The sequence below is a fragment of the Verrucosispora sp. ts21 genome, assembly GCF_002879555.1.
Taxonomy (GTDB): Bacteria; Actinomycetota; Actinomycetes; order Mycobacteriales; family Micromonosporaceae; genus Micromonospora; species Micromonospora gifhornensis.
In genome coordinates, this window is the sequence record NZ_PNOZ01000004.1 from 78,189 (window position 1) to 93,001 (window position 14,813).

At 67.1% G+C, this 14,813-nt stretch carries 20 protein-coding genes; 8 read left to right on the forward strand and 12 right to left on the reverse strand.

Features of this window, described 5'->3' with window-relative positions; all coding sequences use genetic code 11:
* The first annotated feature begins 156 nt into the window (after positions 1-156).
* Entirely contained in the window at positions 157-597 is a 441-nt protein-coding gene (locus C1A38_RS02600; RefSeq protein WP_102656212.1) for a YunG family protein, read from the forward strand.
* Between the two features lie 105 nt (positions 598-702).
* Entirely contained in the window at positions 703-1,158 is a 456-nt protein-coding gene (locus tag C1A38_RS02605) for an NUDIX domain-containing protein (RefSeq protein ID WP_102656213.1), read from the forward strand.
* A gap of 182 nt (positions 1,159-1,340) precedes the next feature.
* On the opposite strand, the gene C1A38_RS02610 is transcribed toward C1A38_RS02605, so the two are convergent.
* Entirely contained in the window at positions 1,341-1,991 is a 651-nt protein-coding gene (locus tag C1A38_RS02610) for a hypothetical protein (RefSeq protein ID WP_102656214.1), read from the reverse strand.
* 167 nt (positions 1,992-2,158) lie between these two features.
* Between C1A38_RS02610 and C1A38_RS31060 the strand changes: the two genes are divergently transcribed.
* Positions 2,159-2,443, forward strand: coding sequence for a YxzC family protein (locus C1A38_RS31060; protein WP_158244835.1), 285 nt, complete (start codon positions 2,159-2,161; stop codon positions 2,441-2,443).
* 136 nt (positions 2,444-2,579) lie between these two features.
* On the opposite strand, the gene C1A38_RS02615 is transcribed toward C1A38_RS31060, so the two are convergent.
* The 6 genes from C1A38_RS02615 to C1A38_RS02640 form a co-directional block, all read right to left on the reverse strand.
* A complete protein-coding gene (locus tag C1A38_RS02615) occupies positions 2,580-3,236 on the reverse strand; it encodes a DNA alkylation repair protein (protein ID WP_233196567.1) in 657 nt (218 codons plus the stop codon).
* A 31-nt stretch (positions 3,237-3,267) separates the two neighbouring features.
* Positions 3,268-3,432 (reverse strand): hypothetical protein, encoded by a 165-nt coding sequence (locus tag C1A38_RS31065; RefSeq protein WP_158244836.1) that lies wholly within the window; start codon positions 3,430-3,432, stop codon positions 3,268-3,270.
* Positions 3,433-3,734: 302 nt separating this feature from the next.
* Positions 3,735-4,388, reverse strand: coding sequence for an SRPBCC family protein (locus tag C1A38_RS02620; protein ID WP_102656215.1), 654 nt, complete (start codon positions 4,386-4,388; stop codon positions 3,735-3,737).
* Positions 4,385-4,792, reverse strand: a complete 408-nt coding sequence (locus C1A38_RS02625; protein ID WP_102656216.1) for an ArsR/SmtB family transcription factor — start codon at positions 4,790-4,792, stop codon at positions 4,385-4,387. The genes C1A38_RS02620 and C1A38_RS02625 overlap by 4 nt, the downstream gene beginning before the upstream one ends.
* Positions 4,793-5,138: 346 nt before the next feature.
* Positions 5,139-5,903, reverse strand: coding sequence for a hypothetical protein (locus tag C1A38_RS02635; protein WP_102656218.1), 765 nt, complete (start codon positions 5,901-5,903; stop codon positions 5,139-5,141).
* A 147-nt stretch (positions 5,904-6,050) separates the two neighbouring features.
* A complete protein-coding gene (locus C1A38_RS02640; protein WP_102656219.1) occupies positions 6,051-6,731 on the reverse strand; it encodes a TetR/AcrR family transcriptional regulator in 681 nt (226 codons plus the stop codon).
* A 123-nt stretch (positions 6,732-6,854) separates the two neighbouring features.
* On the opposite strand from C1A38_RS02640, the gene C1A38_RS02645 reads away from it, so the two are divergent.
* On the forward strand, positions 6,855-7,631 hold the full coding sequence (locus tag C1A38_RS02645; RefSeq protein WP_102656220.1) for an SDR family NAD(P)-dependent oxidoreductase: 777 nt from the start codon (positions 6,855-6,857) through the stop codon (positions 7,629-7,631).
* A gap of 33 nt (positions 7,632-7,664) precedes the next feature.
* On the opposite strand, the gene C1A38_RS02650 is transcribed toward C1A38_RS02645, so the two are convergent.
* The gene (locus tag C1A38_RS02650) at positions 7,665-8,153 is read right to left on the reverse strand and encodes an SRPBCC domain-containing protein (RefSeq protein ID WP_102656221.1); all 489 of its coding nucleotides are present in this window, start codon (positions 8,151-8,153) and stop codon (positions 7,665-7,667) included.
* Positions 8,154-8,294: 141 nt separating this feature from the next.
* On the opposite strand from C1A38_RS02650, the gene C1A38_RS02655 reads away from it, so the two are divergent.
* Positions 8,295-8,720 carry a winged helix-turn-helix transcriptional regulator gene (locus tag C1A38_RS02655; protein ID WP_102656222.1) on the forward strand — a complete coding sequence of 142 codons (426 nt, stop codon included), beginning with the start codon at positions 8,295-8,297 and terminating at the stop codon, positions 8,718-8,720.
* Between the two features lie 216 nt (positions 8,721-8,936).
* On the opposite strand, the gene C1A38_RS02660 is transcribed toward C1A38_RS02655, so the two are convergent.
* Positions 8,937-9,596 carry a class I SAM-dependent methyltransferase gene (locus tag C1A38_RS02660; protein ID WP_102656223.1) on the reverse strand — a complete coding sequence of 220 codons (660 nt, stop codon included), beginning with the start codon at positions 9,594-9,596 and terminating at the stop codon, positions 8,937-8,939.
* A 69-nt stretch (positions 9,597-9,665) separates the two neighbouring features.
* Between C1A38_RS02660 and C1A38_RS02665 the strand changes: the two genes are divergently transcribed.
* From C1A38_RS02665 to C1A38_RS02675, 3 genes are all read left to right on the forward strand, one after another.
* Positions 9,666-10,013, forward strand: coding sequence for a cold shock domain-containing protein (locus C1A38_RS02665; protein ID WP_102656224.1), 348 nt, complete (start codon positions 9,666-9,668; stop codon positions 10,011-10,013).
* A 163-nt stretch (positions 10,014-10,176) separates the two neighbouring features.
* Positions 10,177-10,800, forward strand: a complete 624-nt coding sequence (locus C1A38_RS02670; RefSeq protein WP_102656225.1) for a hypothetical protein — start codon at positions 10,177-10,179, stop codon at positions 10,798-10,800.
* Between the two features lie 103 nt (positions 10,801-10,903).
* Entirely contained in the window at positions 10,904-11,785 is an 882-nt protein-coding gene (locus tag C1A38_RS02675) for a DUF5984 family protein (protein WP_199180058.1), read from the forward strand.
* Between the two features lie 78 nt (positions 11,786-11,863).
* Here the strand turns inward: C1A38_RS02675 and C1A38_RS02680 are convergent, their stop codons facing one another.
* From C1A38_RS02680 to C1A38_RS02690, 3 genes are all read right to left on the reverse strand, one after another.
* Complete coding sequence (locus C1A38_RS02680) at positions 11,864-12,391, reverse strand: hypothetical protein (protein WP_146017412.1); 528 nt, start codon at positions 12,389-12,391, stop codon at positions 11,864-11,866.
* Between the two features lie 461 nt (positions 12,392-12,852).
* The gene (locus tag C1A38_RS02685) at positions 12,853-13,272 is read right to left on the reverse strand and encodes a PIN domain-containing protein (RefSeq protein ID WP_146017413.1); all 420 of its coding nucleotides are present in this window, start codon (positions 13,270-13,272) and stop codon (positions 12,853-12,855) included.
* 123 nt (positions 13,273-13,395) lie between these two features.
* The gene (locus tag C1A38_RS02690; RefSeq protein ID WP_102656228.1) at positions 13,396-14,487 is read right to left on the reverse strand and encodes a helix-turn-helix domain-containing protein; all 1,092 of its coding nucleotides are present in this window, start codon (positions 14,485-14,487) and stop codon (positions 13,396-13,398) included.
* Positions 14,488-14,813 lie beyond the last annotated feature (326 nt).

A 14,813-nucleotide genomic window follows, 5' to 3' on the forward strand; every position in this document is an offset into this window, starting at 1 on the left:
TGAAGGCCCCTCCACCCCGTAGGCCTACCCTTTCGAGCCGGTAGCGCCGTACGCGGCGTGAGCGTGCCCGCTCGTGGCGCCATTCGGTCGGCCAGGACCCGAGGCGGGGTTGTCCCTTGACTCTCGACCCGGTCGAAGGATCACCCTTCCTGGGTGATGTCTGAAGAGCGCGACCGACGATCGATCCCTCTCGCGATTGACCTGGAGATGCTGCGGCCGGTACTGCGTGGCGGCTGGGGAGCGGATACCTGCGACCCGCACGATGTGCGGGATTGGCACACCGGCAACCCGGCCCGTGGTCAATGCGGAGTGACTGCCTTGATCATCCAGGACCTGCTGGGCGGAGAGCTGATCCTCGGCGAGGTCCTCGCCGGAGACGTCAGGGTCGGCTACCACTACTGGAATCGATTGGCCGACGGCCGCGAGGTCGACCTGACAGCTGACCAGTTCCAGCCACCGGAAGTCGTTGTCGGCGGTCAAGTCCAGCAACGCCCGCCGGGCCCACCTCGGCGATGCCGCCAGCAGTACGAGATCCTGCGGGACCGCGTCTTCGTGGCCCTCTACGGCGGGCGAACCAAGCAATCCACGCAACAGTGACGGCCGGCGAACGGGCCGAGCCTACAAACGGCGGCAGAGCCCGAAGTCCGCCGTGCCCTCTGGCTGGAGAGCGAGCCTGTCCCATCCCTGTGCTCTGATCCCCTCATGCATGTCGTCGTCTGCGGCGCACTCCTGCTGAACCGCGCGGTCCTGCTGGTACACCGCAGTGCGACCCGCCGGGCATACCCGGATCTCTGGGATCTGCCCGGGGGCCATGTCGAAGCGGGTGAGCCGGAACTGCAGGCCCTCGCGCGTGAGATGCGCGAGGAGCTAGGGGTTCACATTGTGGCGGCGTCCGCGTCACGGCTCGGCGACTGGCATGCCGGCAGTGGCGAGGACGCCGTTCACGTGGGCGTCTGGCACATCAGAGAATGGGTCGGCTCTCCCACCAACCGCGCACCGGACGAGCATGACGACATCGCATGGGTCGGGATCAGCGAGCTAAGCGGTCTTCCCCTCGTGTTTGGCGCCCTGCCGGCATTGCTTGGTTCCCTGCCTGAGCCTGACCGGCTGCCTCGCCGTGACGAAGCACGGACATCCGCATCGCCGAGCGGCCCGTAGATCCATCACTGCTCGGCACCCTCCGGTGGAATTCCGACATCCGGTCATCGGCAGGATCGGATGTCGGCGGTCGTCACCGACGCCACCTTTGGCCGCGACCGCTTTGTGTGGCCAGATGAGGTTACTGGTCCACCGTCCGCCAGTGGCCGATCGAAGGTCGGAGGGGAGATGCCTCGATTGCGTTAGATGTGGCCAGTCCAGGGTTTCCCGATGTCCGCGCGTGTCGCGCTGTGTCCGGGTGGTAGGTCAAGGACGTCGATCAGGCTGGGATCCTCGTCGACGGCATGGTGCAGGTGTCCGAGTTTGCCGGTGCTGCCTGTCGCGTCGGTGGCTCCGATCAGCTGCCAGACTCCGTCGTCGGCGTCGTGACTGATCAGCAGGACAGGCTCGTGACGTTCGAAGACTTCAGGGGTTTGGATACAGGTGGTGCCCAGTAGCCAGTGAAGCATCCACCAGGCTCGCCGATCGTGTTGCATGACGTGGTCGGTGACCCACCACACGAACGGCAGGTCCTCGTGGGCGCGTGACTGGTCTGCGGTCAGGTCCGGACCGCCCTGCGGGACCCGCTCGAACGGCTCGTCGACGAGCGAGAACGCGTGCGTACCCTTGTTGGCGAAGATGACGGCGTGGAAGGTGCCGCCGCCAGGATTGCCGGCACCAATCCCGATGGACAGACGGGCGACGTGCGGGTCCGAGCCGGTGGTCCAGCCGAACGCGTACGAGGCCAGCTCACCGCCCGGTCCCACGAACTCGCCGAACGCACGCCGGTCCATGCCCGTGACATCGGCCGTCGGCACCTCAACGAGCGCACCCTCCAGCACCTGGATCTCCACGCCGGCAACATAGCTGATCGAGAACAGCGGGTCGGTCCGGGTCGAAGACCTGAGTCAGTTCGCGCTACTGGAAACGGTGTACCGGCCGGGATCTGAGTTCCACCGGGATCGAGCCCCGGCCGTCCACCCGGGAGTGGTACGTCCTGTGGATCTGTCAAGGTTGCGGGATGTCCTTGAGTCCTCACCCGCCGCCGAATCGCGACCAGATCGAGTCGATGCTCCTGGCGCTTCTGGACGGAAGTCAGTCACGCGACGAGGTCGACCGATGGGCAGCTCAGTGGGTCACCGACCCGGATGGCGGCGGTGTGGAAGACGCGGATGTCTGGTGGGCGTTGACTCAGCTGCACGGCATCGACCTGCGCCACGCCAAGGACGGCCCGTACCTGCACGACGACGAGCAGATACGACACTGGCTCCATGCCTTCCGCGCGCGCCGTCCCCGGGCGTCCTGACCACAGACCCGCCCGACGAGCGGCAGAACCGCACGTTTGCATGGGCAGGTCTGCGTGAGCGCTGCGCTTCGCGTCGATCGCCAGCTTCTGTCGATCGTGCCCGAGGGGCAGCGGGGGAGCGTGGGCAGGAGGTTTCCTACTTGTCGTGCTGTCGGCGCACCATCTCGGTGATCCAGATGGGCGCGAACGGAGACGTGCAGTTCGGCGGAGTCGGGTAGTCCTTGAGTACCTCCAGGCGCTCGCCGATGTCGATCGCACGGGCACGTTGTTCGGCGTGCTCGATTCCGATCTGAGCCAGGCAGTGGTTCATCGCCCATTGCAGGCGATCCGGGGCGTCTTTCATCTCCGCCTCGATGACATCGAGCAGTCCTGCGAGGTCGAGGCTCTCGGGTTTCTTCGTCACGCGTTCGGTGGTCAGCGCCCAGCCGGCACTCGCGATCACCGGATCCGGATCGGCGGACCAGGCCAGACGCAGCTCTTCGGCGTGCGGGTTCTTCTTCACCACATAGTTGACGAACCAGTCGTGCACCTTGGGTGTGCGCGCCTCGCGCAACATGACGTCCAACTCGTCACGCTCGAACGCCTTCGGGCGGCAGATCAGGATCGCCAGCAGCCTCGCCGCGGTGTCATCCGTCTCCCAGAGCTGGCGCGCGAGTGCCTGCTGCGTTTTCAGCCGCTTCGCGAGCTCGCGCAGCTTGCCGAGGTGCACACCGTGGTCGTCCCCGTGTTTCTCGTTCACCTCGCGTGTCTTCGGGTCCTCGATCGCGGCCAGCTCGGCCATCACCTCGGCCACTGTCGTCTCAGTCAGTTCAGCCTCCTGTCCATCATGCGGGGGTCACTCGCGCAGCGGGTGCCATCCGCTGGTCGTCCGTGTCCGTCGGGGTTCGCGGTGGGGCGGGCGCGGACGGCTCGGCCGGTGCGCCCGGTGGGAAGCCGTCGGCGGGGTCGGCGGAGAAGGCGGCCGCGCCGAGCATTGCGCCACCGAACACCGGTCATCCGTGGTTCCCCAGGTACCGCCCGGCCGCACCGCCGGGCCAAGGGTCCGGTGCAGCCCGATCACACACGCCACGATCAGCAGACCGCTGACCACGAGGTTGGCGATCTGGATTCATCCTTGGTCGCCGGTGCTCAGCATGCTGGCCGGGTGCCGGCTGCTGTCAAATCCGTTCCTGGTGAGCATCTGCAGGACGACCACGACGATGTAGAGCGGTCCGGCGACGCAGCAGCCTCGTCTCCCGGCCGGCGGCGCTGGGCCCCCGGCCGGCGGCGGTGGTGATGACAGCGTGGGTCATCAGCTGTCGCCTCCGGTGTCGGGGGCGTAGTGCTGTACCGCGAAGGCGATGGCCGCGGCGATGTCGTCGTCGCTGGTTCCCCAGGCGGCCTGGATGGCGGGAGCCCAGGCCTGGCAGCTGCGGATGGCGAACTCCTTCACCTCGGGCGTGTCCTCCCACGTGGCCGGGTCAACGCTCACGCCGTGCAGGAAGAGGTCGAGGCCGAGCAGCGCGAGGTCCCAGCCGCCGCCGATTCCGATCGTTCCACCGGGACCGTAGGTGCGCACCAACTCGTCGACGATCTCGGCGGGTGAGGCGTGTTCCAGCTCGAAGACGGTGCGGCCGTTGTCGCCGGGTGCCAGGCGCACCTCGACCTCGGTCGACATGCCCTCGCCGAGGACCCAGGTCACCTTGAGCAGGTGGGGTTCCTCGCAGCGCAGGATTTCGCCGCCGGCGTTGTCCTTGAGCTGGAACGTGCCGCCGACCCGCAGGTCGCCCTCGATCGGGCCCAGCCAGCGGCTGAGCCGCTCCGGTTCGGTGCAGGCGCTCCACACGTCCTCGATGGGGGCGTCGTAGACCCGCCGCAGCAGCAGCGATCGCCCTGCGCCGGCGGCAACCGCCTGGTTGCCGATCTCCCGGTGGGTGGCGTTGACCTGGTTGATGATGTCGATCACGTCGACTCCTCGCTATCTGACTCGGCTGCCTGACGACGTTCCGGTGTCTCGCCGGCGTTTCCAGGGTTGTCGCGCGGTTCGCGGCGTTGACGCTTGCCACGGGTGAGTTCGGTGGCCAACGCGTCCAGTCGCTGGCTCCAGAACTGCCGGAAGCGTCCGAGCCAGATGTCGACCTCCTGCAGCGGCGCGGGCTCCACGGCGTAGAGGCGGCGCGTACCGTCCGGGCGGACGGTGACGAAACCCGACTCCCTCAGCACTCGCAGGTGTTGCGACACCGCAGGTGCTGAGATGTCGAACTCTGCCCGGACCACCTCGCTGACGGCCCCGGCGGCCTGTTCGCCGTCGGCGAGCAGCTCCAGTATTCGGCGCCTGACCGGGTCGCCGAGGACATCGAACGCGTGCACCCGGGGAACTATCCCAGCCCATACTTAATTAAGTCAAGGCTGAACTACGGCGTGGTGCTGTTCTCGTCAGCCGTACACCATGCGTTCGGCTGACGAGGCAGCCACCTGGTCGAAGCGGACGGCTTTCAGGCCGCCGCAGCCCCCGCTGCTCCAGCGGCCGCTTCCGAGCCGACCTCGGCCCAGGACCACCCGCTTGGTGACCGCGCTGGTCGACGGCGTCGCCAGTCGGGCGTGGCTTGCGGTTACCATGCCGTCCCCGGGAGTCTGACCACGGACATGCCCGACATGCAGCAGACCAGGACGCCCAACCCCCCGCTGCCCTCGTCGCTCCGTCTTCGCAGAGGGCTCAGCTGCTGGAGTGTGTGGCCGGCATTTCCGGTGGCTGGGGGGTCGTCTCGTCGTCCGGGTGTGGAGGCGGCTGGAACGCGATGTCGGTCACGTCGGCGATCAGTTCGGTGAAGTCGGTGCCGTACGCGGCTGGCTCGATGATGCGCAGCACCAACGCGAACGGCCGGTCGGTGCCGAACGTCCGGGCGAGGTCGGGGTGGTGTTTGGTCAGGTATCGGGCGCCGGCGAGGTTGCTGCCCGCGGTCAGGCCGCCGATGAAGAAGACCGGGCGCCCGCCGGTCGGCCCCCAGAACCGGGCGAGCAGGACGTAGCTGGTCTCTGGGCTGTAGACGTACTCGGTGCCGCCGACGGTGAACGACATCCGGCGTTTGTCCTCGTCGAAGATCTCGTACGTCACGCCACGGAGGATCGCGCGTACGTGTGTGGCGCTGCGCGGGCTCGCGCCGGGGCCGCCGACACAGAACTCGGTCAGCCGGCCGATCTCCCCGGTCGGCTGGTTCTCGCCGACCCGGTCGGCGTGGGCGCCGCATTCCCGGGCGATGGTCGCCAGTTCCACCAGCGCGGCGACGTCGCGGCGGTGGACGCTGAACTCGCGCGGCGACGACGCGTGCCGGGACACCACCAGCAGACAACTCGCCCCGGCGGTGAGCCCGAAGAAGGCGCGTGCCCGGTTCAGCTTGCGCCGACGCAGCAGGAACCCCGTGAGCCAGACGGCCGTGCCGGCGATGACGCTCGCCAGCAGATTGATGAGAAGATCGCCCATGCCTCGATGATGTCCGACCGAGCGATGACGTCGAGGACGGTCTCCAGGCACACCGTTGGCGGGGATCGGGGAGAGCGCCTGTACCTGAGGACTAACCTGCCAGCTGGCAAGGCTCCGGCTTGCCGCGGAGTCTGTTGCCAGGACTTCTCAGCGGCCCTGCGTGTCGTCTGCGGTAGATGCGGTAACGACCTCGCGGTCCCGGTGGTGACCATCGGTGCCGTACCGGGCAACCATGGTTCGGACGGCTTCTTCCACCACCGCGGTCGTGCGGGCAGGGGACACTGTCCAGTCCGGCAGCAGAAGGCTCGGCCAGAACAGGTAGTTGGAGATCATCCCGAGGAACTGGGTAGCGGCCATCTCCGGGTCAGCGATGTCTGCGGCTCCCGCGTCGTGCTCGGCCACCAGGTAGATCCGGACGGTCTCGAAGTACGGCAGTTTGCCCTGTGAGAAGTGCGCCTTGGCCAGTTCGGGAAACCGTGGCAGTTCGGCGATGACGATGCGGAACAGGTCGGTCATCTCCGGCTGGCTCACCAGTGTCGCGTAGCGCCGTCCCAGAACCGTCAGGCCGGCTGCCAGGTCACCGGTGGGTGGCACGTCGGCGACGTCGTTCTCGGCCCATGAGTCGATGACGATGGCATCGAACAATGCTGCCTTCGTCGGGAACTGCTTGAACAACGTTGCTTTTGACACGCCAGCACTGTCGGCAACACGGGCCAGCGACGTCCGGTCGTAGCCCAATTCGAGGAAAAGCTCAGTAGCGGCCTGCACGATGAGCGCGCGCTTCTCCTCCGCCACGCGCTGGTGATAGGCCGACGGCACTGGGGTCATGCGCCCATCATAGCGAGGCGAGTGGGTTGACTCACCATCTGCAGGGGCGTAGCTTCGGCAAGGTGAGTCGCTCGACTCGCCACCTGGTCTCGGGTGTCGCCCCATACGTACTCGGAGGAACTGATGTCCCGCTTCGCCGATCAAACCGTTCTCGTCACCGGTGGCACTGGTGGGCAGGGGGCCAGCCACGTTCGCGCCTTCCACGCCGAAGGCGCCAACGTCGTCATCGGCGGCACAAATGCCGAGCGTGGGGCTGGCCTCGCCGCCGAGTTGGGAGATCGGGCGCGTTTCGTCCGCTTCGACGTGTCCCAGGAGGAGTCGTGGGCCGCCGCCGTCGCGGAGACCGAAAAGGCATTCGGCGCGCTCACGATCCTGGTCAACAACGCCGGGGTGCAGAACCCGCCGGTCCTCATCGAGTCCACCGACCGGGCCACGTGGGCTCGCATCCTCGACATCAACCTCACCGGCACGTTCCTCGGCATCAAGGCCGCCGCACCGGCGCTGCGGCGCGCGGGTGGAGGAACGATCATCAACATCGCTTCCACCGTGGGCATCGGCGGTACTGCCTTCTACGCGCCCTACGTCGCCAGCAAGTGGGCGGTCCGAGGGCTCACTCGAACTGCTGCCCTTGAGCTGGGCCGCGACAACATCCGCGTCAATGTCATCCACCCCGGCGTTGTCGCCACCCCGTTCATCACCGAGCCGGCGGCCGGCGCCGACACCCCGATCGCCGACTTCTACTCGCCCGAGCCGTTCGCCGTCCCGCGACTCGGACAGCCCGCCGACATCACTGCGCTGCTGTTGTTTCTCACATCGCCGGACGCGACGTTCATCACCGGCGCCGAGTATGTCATCGACGGCGGACTGCTCCTCGGCCCCGCACTGCAGAAGGAAGCATGAACCCCGCAGCCACCACGGCGAGCGCAGGCACTATCACCGCGGTTGCTGACGCTGCCGGACGGATTGCAGCACCGCGTCGAGGCCGTTCAGCCGCAGCACGCTCCCGCCGCGCAGGTGCGCCAGGTCCGTACTGCCGTCCCCCGTGCACTTGAGGAACGCCACCTGCTCGGTCCATTCCAGACGGGTGCCGTCCGTCTCTGCGTCCAGCCGGACGGTGACCAGTGAGGTCCATCGCAGGTCGCCGTCGACGATGGCCTCGTAGCCGTAGACAATCCGGTGTGCGTCCGCGATGTCGATGTACCGCGACCGGTACTCCAGCCGCTCGGGTGCCGTGTCCAGCCCGGTGAAGGTGCTGCTTGCCGTCTCGCCTCCGCCCACCCGGAAGTCGTGCTCGTATGAAGCCCCGCTGCCAGGAAGCCGGAACCATCCCCGTCTGATCGCGGTATCGGCGAACGCAGTAAAGACCTCGCCCGGCGGCACGTCGAGGTGCCGCGAGATCGTGAAGGTGTCGTGTCGGACCATGCCGTCCTCCCGCTGTCACAGCCACCAAGGGGTGGCCGCACGAACGTTACGATCAGTAAGAAACGTGCGGCCGGCGGATTTAGTCCGGCTCGCCCATACGCACTTTGAAGTCAGCTACTGACGCACGAGGAACAGAGAGCCGTGACAAGCCTCCTCGGCACCGAACTCGCACAGCGTGGGGTCGCGCCGGACTGCATCCAGACGATCGAACTCGTCCGCGACGTGCTGGCGCGGGTGGGCGACAAATGGACGCTGCTGACCATCACGGTCCTGGCGTCCGGGCCACTGCGCTTCACCGCGCTGCACGAGCAGGTCACCGGCATCTCGCAGCGGATGCTCAGCCAGACGCTGCGCGCCCTCACCCGCGACGGGCTGGTGGCCAGGACCGCATACCCGCAAGTGCCCCCGAGGGTTGAATATGCCCTGACGCCGCTCGGCCGCTCACTGAGCGAGGCCGTGGACGGACTCGTGCACTGGGTCCGTGGCCACCAGAGTGACATCCTCCGCAACCGCCACGACTTCGACCAGGCACCCGCCGAGAACACCCCCACCCCACCCCACGCGTAGCGGCGCCCTGTCACCCTCGACTGCCGCACAACGATCTCAGTCGAGTTCAGCCACACTGTCATCGGCAAAGCCGTGAGCGGCGCCGCGACGTACGGGCGCAGATAAGTCGTAGGCCCCCTGGGCGCGGACATCCGCCCGTCGGCCCCACCGACCGTTCGACCTACCCCGGCATCCCGTCACGCATCGCGACGCCCGGCCGGCAGCACATCCCGCACCCTACGCGTTCGCGGAGCCGGTCTTGCGAACCAGCATGTACCCGTACCGGGGCCCCTCGTCTTCGGGTGGGGCTTCGCCCTGAAAGACCAGGGCGAAACCGGCGGCGGTGAAGCGGTCCTCCATCTCCCGGGCCGAGAGCCAGTACCGATCGAAGTCGATGCCAAGACTGCCGACGCGGCTACCAGGACCGTTACGATGCCCAGTCCCGTCGCCGTGCTTGAACGCCGCCACCAGGTAGCCGCCCGGCCGCACGACCCGGGCCAGCTCGGCGAACGCCCGTACCCGGGCGCCCGGTGCCAGGAAGATCAACGAATACCAGCACACTACCCCGGCCAGCGACGCGTCCCCGAACGGCAACTGCCGCAGATCGGCGACCTCGTACCCGAAACCCGGATGCTCCCGCCGCGCCACCTGCACCATCCCTGGCGACAGATCCACCCCGCGCGGCGACAGGCCCCGGCTCGCGAGGTACGGCAGAAGCCGCCCGGTGCCGCAGCCCACGTCCGCGACCTCCGCGCCCACGGTCAAGGTCAGCTCGGCGAACAGGTCGAGCATCGCGCGTTCGACAGGCATGCTCTCCAGCACCCCGACCAGGTTCTCCGCGTACCACTCCGACAGCACGTTGTGCGCGTCCCGCAGTTCCTCGGTACTGGCGTCCATCCCCCCGCTGACCCTCCCCGTTGTCGGCCGTCGCGGCGGCGAATCTACCGCAGGCCGCCGAGCTGATCGATGCTCGCGGGCACCGGGCAGAATATTCGGGTGGCAGGCTCAGGAGTCGTTCGGATCTATCACGGCGATGAAGGCTGGGGCGTCATCGATGGGGCCGAGGTTCCCGGCGGGTGTTGGGTCCATTTTTCGGCTATTGCCATGAATGGGTACCGGCAGCTTGCTGCCGGACAGGGGGTCTCCTTCATCGCCGAGCCGGTGGCGCAGGACGGGTTCGCGTATCGGGCGGTAAAGGTGTGGACGACCGAGACAGAGCCCCTTGACGAACAAAGCGAGAGTGCCCAGTCCCGCGCGTACCACAGCACGATGACCCTGGCCTTTGACGAACCACCCGAGCGCGGCGGGCGCTGACAACCTGTCCGACCCAGCGGCCACATGGTCGAGCATCCCGTCGATCGGCCACCGCACATCAGGGCAGATCCGTGGCGGCGGGATTGGGATACTGCCGCGGTGACGGTCAAGGCGCTCATCTTCGACTGAGCCGCCAGCGTGTATCCACGTAGATTCCCTGGCCGTGGACGAGGATCGCTTCGAGCGTTACGACCGGTACGAACGGGCACTCATAGAAGTTCTTGACCTGCTCGGCGTTGCGTACCCGCCCGCACCGTCCGGCGACGAGCGCACCAACCAGAAGGTCCGCCGACACTGGCAATGCCACGTAGCCCTCATGATCATGCGGGAGGCGGCGCCACAGCAGCCCGAGGAACTGTTCGAACCGCTCATGCGCGCCGCCGTCTACGAACCCGACCCCAGCCACACCCAACGGCACATCAGGCCAGCGCTGGCTGCCTTCGGCCGCAGACGCGTTCAGACGAGGCTTCTCGAACACCTCCGGACGGGAACAAAGTACGAGATCATCGGCGCGGCGGACGCCTGGTACTGCTCGTACCTCCGCGTCGCGGGCAGCGGGGTCGAGGACGATCCGTGCACCGACCTGCGGCACGACTTCCAAGAAATCGGCCTGCACATATACCTGACCAATGACGATCCACGAGTCCGCCGCCGCCTCATCTCGCTGCTGAACCTCCGCGCCGACAAGAACACCCCAGAGCTGCGCCCTCCGGTCGCCGAGGTGCTCCGAGTCGCCGACGCCCGCCCCGACGACACCATCGTCCATCGGGCCCGTGACGGCATCTGACAGCAGTGTCGGAGCACCGCCTTGCGGCATCGGCGGCACGAGGACCTCGCCGCGGCAGACTCGGGCTCTCGACCGACCGCCAGAGGTTACGGATACTGCCTCAATGATCAGGTTCCGGTTCGAGCTGTACCCACTGGACGAGGTGTCGCCGTGGGGCAGCGACCAGCCAAGCCTGCACTGGTTCGGGCTCACCGAGGGCTGGTACTGGCTCGAAACAAGCGGGCAGGAACTGCTGCGCCGCACCCGGCAATCCGACCCGCATCCCTACATCGACTACTACCTGGCCCGGCTCTGGGAAGACCTCATCGTCCTGACACCGGAGGTGCTGGAGCCGGTGCCCGACGATCTGCAGCCGTTCATCGCCTCCCACCACGCGCAGTGGACGTGTGACCCGCTCGAGTTCGTGGAAGAACCGGATGAGAATCGGCCCGACGACGGCAACGCGGACGTGCCCGACCATCCGGTCGTCACGGCCGCGGTCTGGCACGGCGAGCACCACCTGGACTTCGGATACCTGCGGAACCCTCCCACGCTCCGGCTCTGGCGCACCATCTGCAGCGATCGCGACGACGTCACCATGGACTGGCGGCACGAGGACGACGGCGAGATCGGCTTCACCGCCGACCCCACAGTCCGGCTCAGCCTTCCGACCACCGCTTACCTGGAAGCCGTACACATCCTCAACCGTGAGCTGATGGAGGCCATGGGGCAGCGGGTCGAGGATCTGGAACACCGCGGTGGGCTACCTGGTGTGGACATCGACCTCGTCGACCTGCGACGGGAACACGAAGACCGGCGGCATTGGCTTGCCAAGAACCTCGACCGTGCCCCGAAGACCGACTGGAACGCTGTCCGCCAAGGTGCCCGCCTGCTGCTCGGTGACGTTCCCACGGGCCGACACCTCCATAGACCAGGCAATCCTTCGGGCACCGGGGAACAGCATCCGCTCACCGGCAGTACCGGCAGGCTGAACAAAGCGACCTGATCACGTTCTGCAACACGCGGCCAGCGGCCAGCGGCCAGCGGCCAGCGGCCAGCGGCCAGAAGAGGATGGCCGCAGGGCTCAGCCGCGGCTGGCGTACAAGTAGACGGTCACCGCGTCGGGGGCATCGAGGTTGAACAGGACGGCTCGACGTGTGCCGTCGGCAGTGGGTTGCTCTTCATCGATGCCGGAGACGGACTTGGCGGCTTCGGGATCCCACAGGTCGCCGCCGCCGACGTTGTGTTTTGTGTCGACTGCCCGTAGCCCGGGTACGGGCGCCGCAGTGAACTTCGCCGTGGCGATGAAGACGTCGAGCTCGGTTCGGGGTATGCGAAACTTCGCCGACAGCAGAGTCTCCAGGCCGTTGCTGTAGGCGGCGGTAAGGAGCACGGTTCCGGGCGGCAGGGTCACCTGAGCGACCGCTTCCACCTGAGCGGCGCTGGCGACCTGCGGCGTGGACTGCACTGGGAGCAGGTCGAATCCGCTGGTGCTGGCGACGAGCCCGGCCCCACAGCACATGACCAGCGACAGCACGAGGCTGATGCACGCGAGTACCAACGCTATGGTGCCGCGCCGATTGCGGGTGGCCGGGACAACGGTCTCGCTCATCGCCGACACCATACGGTGTGCACGCTCATCGGCACGTCCCGATACCGGGTGGCCTCGGGACCAGTCACCGTCCGTGGCACACGGCCGGCGGTAGAAGCCGACGTTTCCTGGGGCTTGCCGATGGCGAGGGTTCGTCGGTACGTCGACATCAGTTGATTGCCGTTGCGCACTTTGGTGCATGACAGAAGATGGGCCTGGCCGGCCAGACAGGTCCTGTGTGGGCATGCTCGTGCCTGACTGGGCGTACCGCCGATCCGGACGCCTCGTCTTCAACGGCGAGTCAGGCTTACCCGGCCCGCCGAGCACCACGGCGCGGCGAGCTACCGCCTCTTCTTCGCCGGTCAGCATCGTCGTCGTGGCCCCGGTCGGATGAGAGCAGCTTCCGGTCGACCACGCGAAGACCCTGGCCGCCGCATACGAGGCACTGCCTCTTCGTTAAGCCGAGTAGTTGTCAGTAGCGACTACAGGAGATTGTGCTTACGGGCGAAGTCCGGGAACTCCGCTCCGGAGCAGGGCAGACGAGCACCCGTTGCTCTCAATGCCTCAATGAGGTTCCCCGCAGCCGTCAGGGTCTGCTTGCCGTCTCGGCAGGCCGCCGCGAGAAGCCAGATGGTGCCGTGAACGCGGGCACCGTAGGCACGGGCGACCTGCGTCGCGTTCCTGTCGTCCGTGATGGCCACGCCTTTCCGCAGTTCGGCGGCCGCGAGGACGGACGCTTCCCCGAGGTCGCGCTCACCTGAACCGAGTCGCGTGGCCCATTTGGTAAAGCACCGCACCTCATCGAGCGTGTCCAGCTGGGCAGTGGTCAGCCAGTCCGCCTCGCATGCGACGGCCAGTTCACGATGATCCTCAGATCCCGCCCGCAACTCCTCCCGGACCACCTGCCGTCCAACATGCGGCATTGAGCAGCAGATCCTGCAGGACGTCCAGCCGGTCAGCGAGAGTGAAGTGGCTGAGAACCATGGTGTCGAGCACAAGGACGGAGGTGACGTGGGGTGGGCGACTCACGGCGCGATTTCCAGGTCGTCGTCCTGCGGCAGGTCCGCCTCGGCGATGTGGCCATGCATCAACTCCAAAGCCCTGGTACGTGTGACTCGCCTGTTCCGCAACGCTCCCATCACGGCCTTTGCGTATGTGGGCGATACCCGTACCGATTCGAGGTCGGGCTGCGGTACCCAGCCCACCGCCTCCATGAACTCCGCGTGGGTTGGCCGAACCTGGCTCCAGGCCCTACGGGTCTCTGCGTCGATGGCCCCTGCCTGCTCAGCCTGCCGCAGTGCCAGCAACCAGGAGGTACGGTATCGAGCCGCATAGCTCACGATCTGATCCCGGCTCACCGCCCCACGGGCTGCGGCAATCGCTTGCACGGGCAGCAGCAGTTCGGCGGCGAAGGCGTCAATCACCGTCTCCCGTTCTGCACGTGAGGCACTCAGGCCGAGGTCGGCGGAATACTCATCACCAATGATGAGGTGCCCCAACTCATGGGCGGCGGTAGCCCGACGGCGGCCAGGATCGCCCGTGGTGCTCACGACAGCAACGGCGATGTTGCCCTCGATGAGCGATGCGCCGTCGCCTGGCAGGTCGGTGACGAGAACCCACTGACCTGCGCGCTCGCAGACGTCCATGATGCTGCCGATCGGTCCATCGCCGAGATCGAACCGCTGCCGCAACCACCGGGCTGTCTGACGCGCATCGTCCTCGGACGTCACCGGATGCGGGTAGCGAAGCAGCGGACGGGCACGCAGGACGCCAATGTCCAGCAATTGCTGGACATTGCGCAGCCACTCCACCAGGGCGATTTCGAGGCGTTCCGACGACCGTGCTGCCTCAGTGTCGGTTTCCTCGGTCAGCGGCGCCGCCCGTCGGGACAACACCGTTGGCGGCGGCTGAATCAAGTACTCCATCGACACCTTCAGCGCCCTGGAGAGCCTAGCCAGCTCCAGGCCGTCCAAACGGCGGCTGCCGGCCTCAACCTTGGCCAGCATGGTGCGGTCTAGCCCCACCATCGTGGCGAGATCCTGCTGTGAGATCCCCAACGAAAGGCGGGCTTGTCGTACCTGCTCACCGACGAGGGCCCAGTCCCAGCCATCAGCCATGGTGCGATAATCGCACACTCCGCGTCGGAATGGGTCAACACAGGGAAGTCCTGGATTCCGCGTATCCGGCTGACGCCGGAGGGGTACCGCAGGGGCATCGCACGTTTCGCGACTTCGGGGGCAGATCCGAAGCCGCGGACCCTGACGCCGAAGCTCGTCATCCGGCAGCACGGGCACCGGCCAGCAGACGCTCGACCGACACGCCCACCGCCGAGCAACTCGTCGTGCTCAGCTATTTCGCTCCGACAAGCACCGCGCTGCCTGCGGCCTTCGCGACGACATTCCGTTCTGGCAACCAGGGCCGCTACGCATCAGCCGCGAGCTGG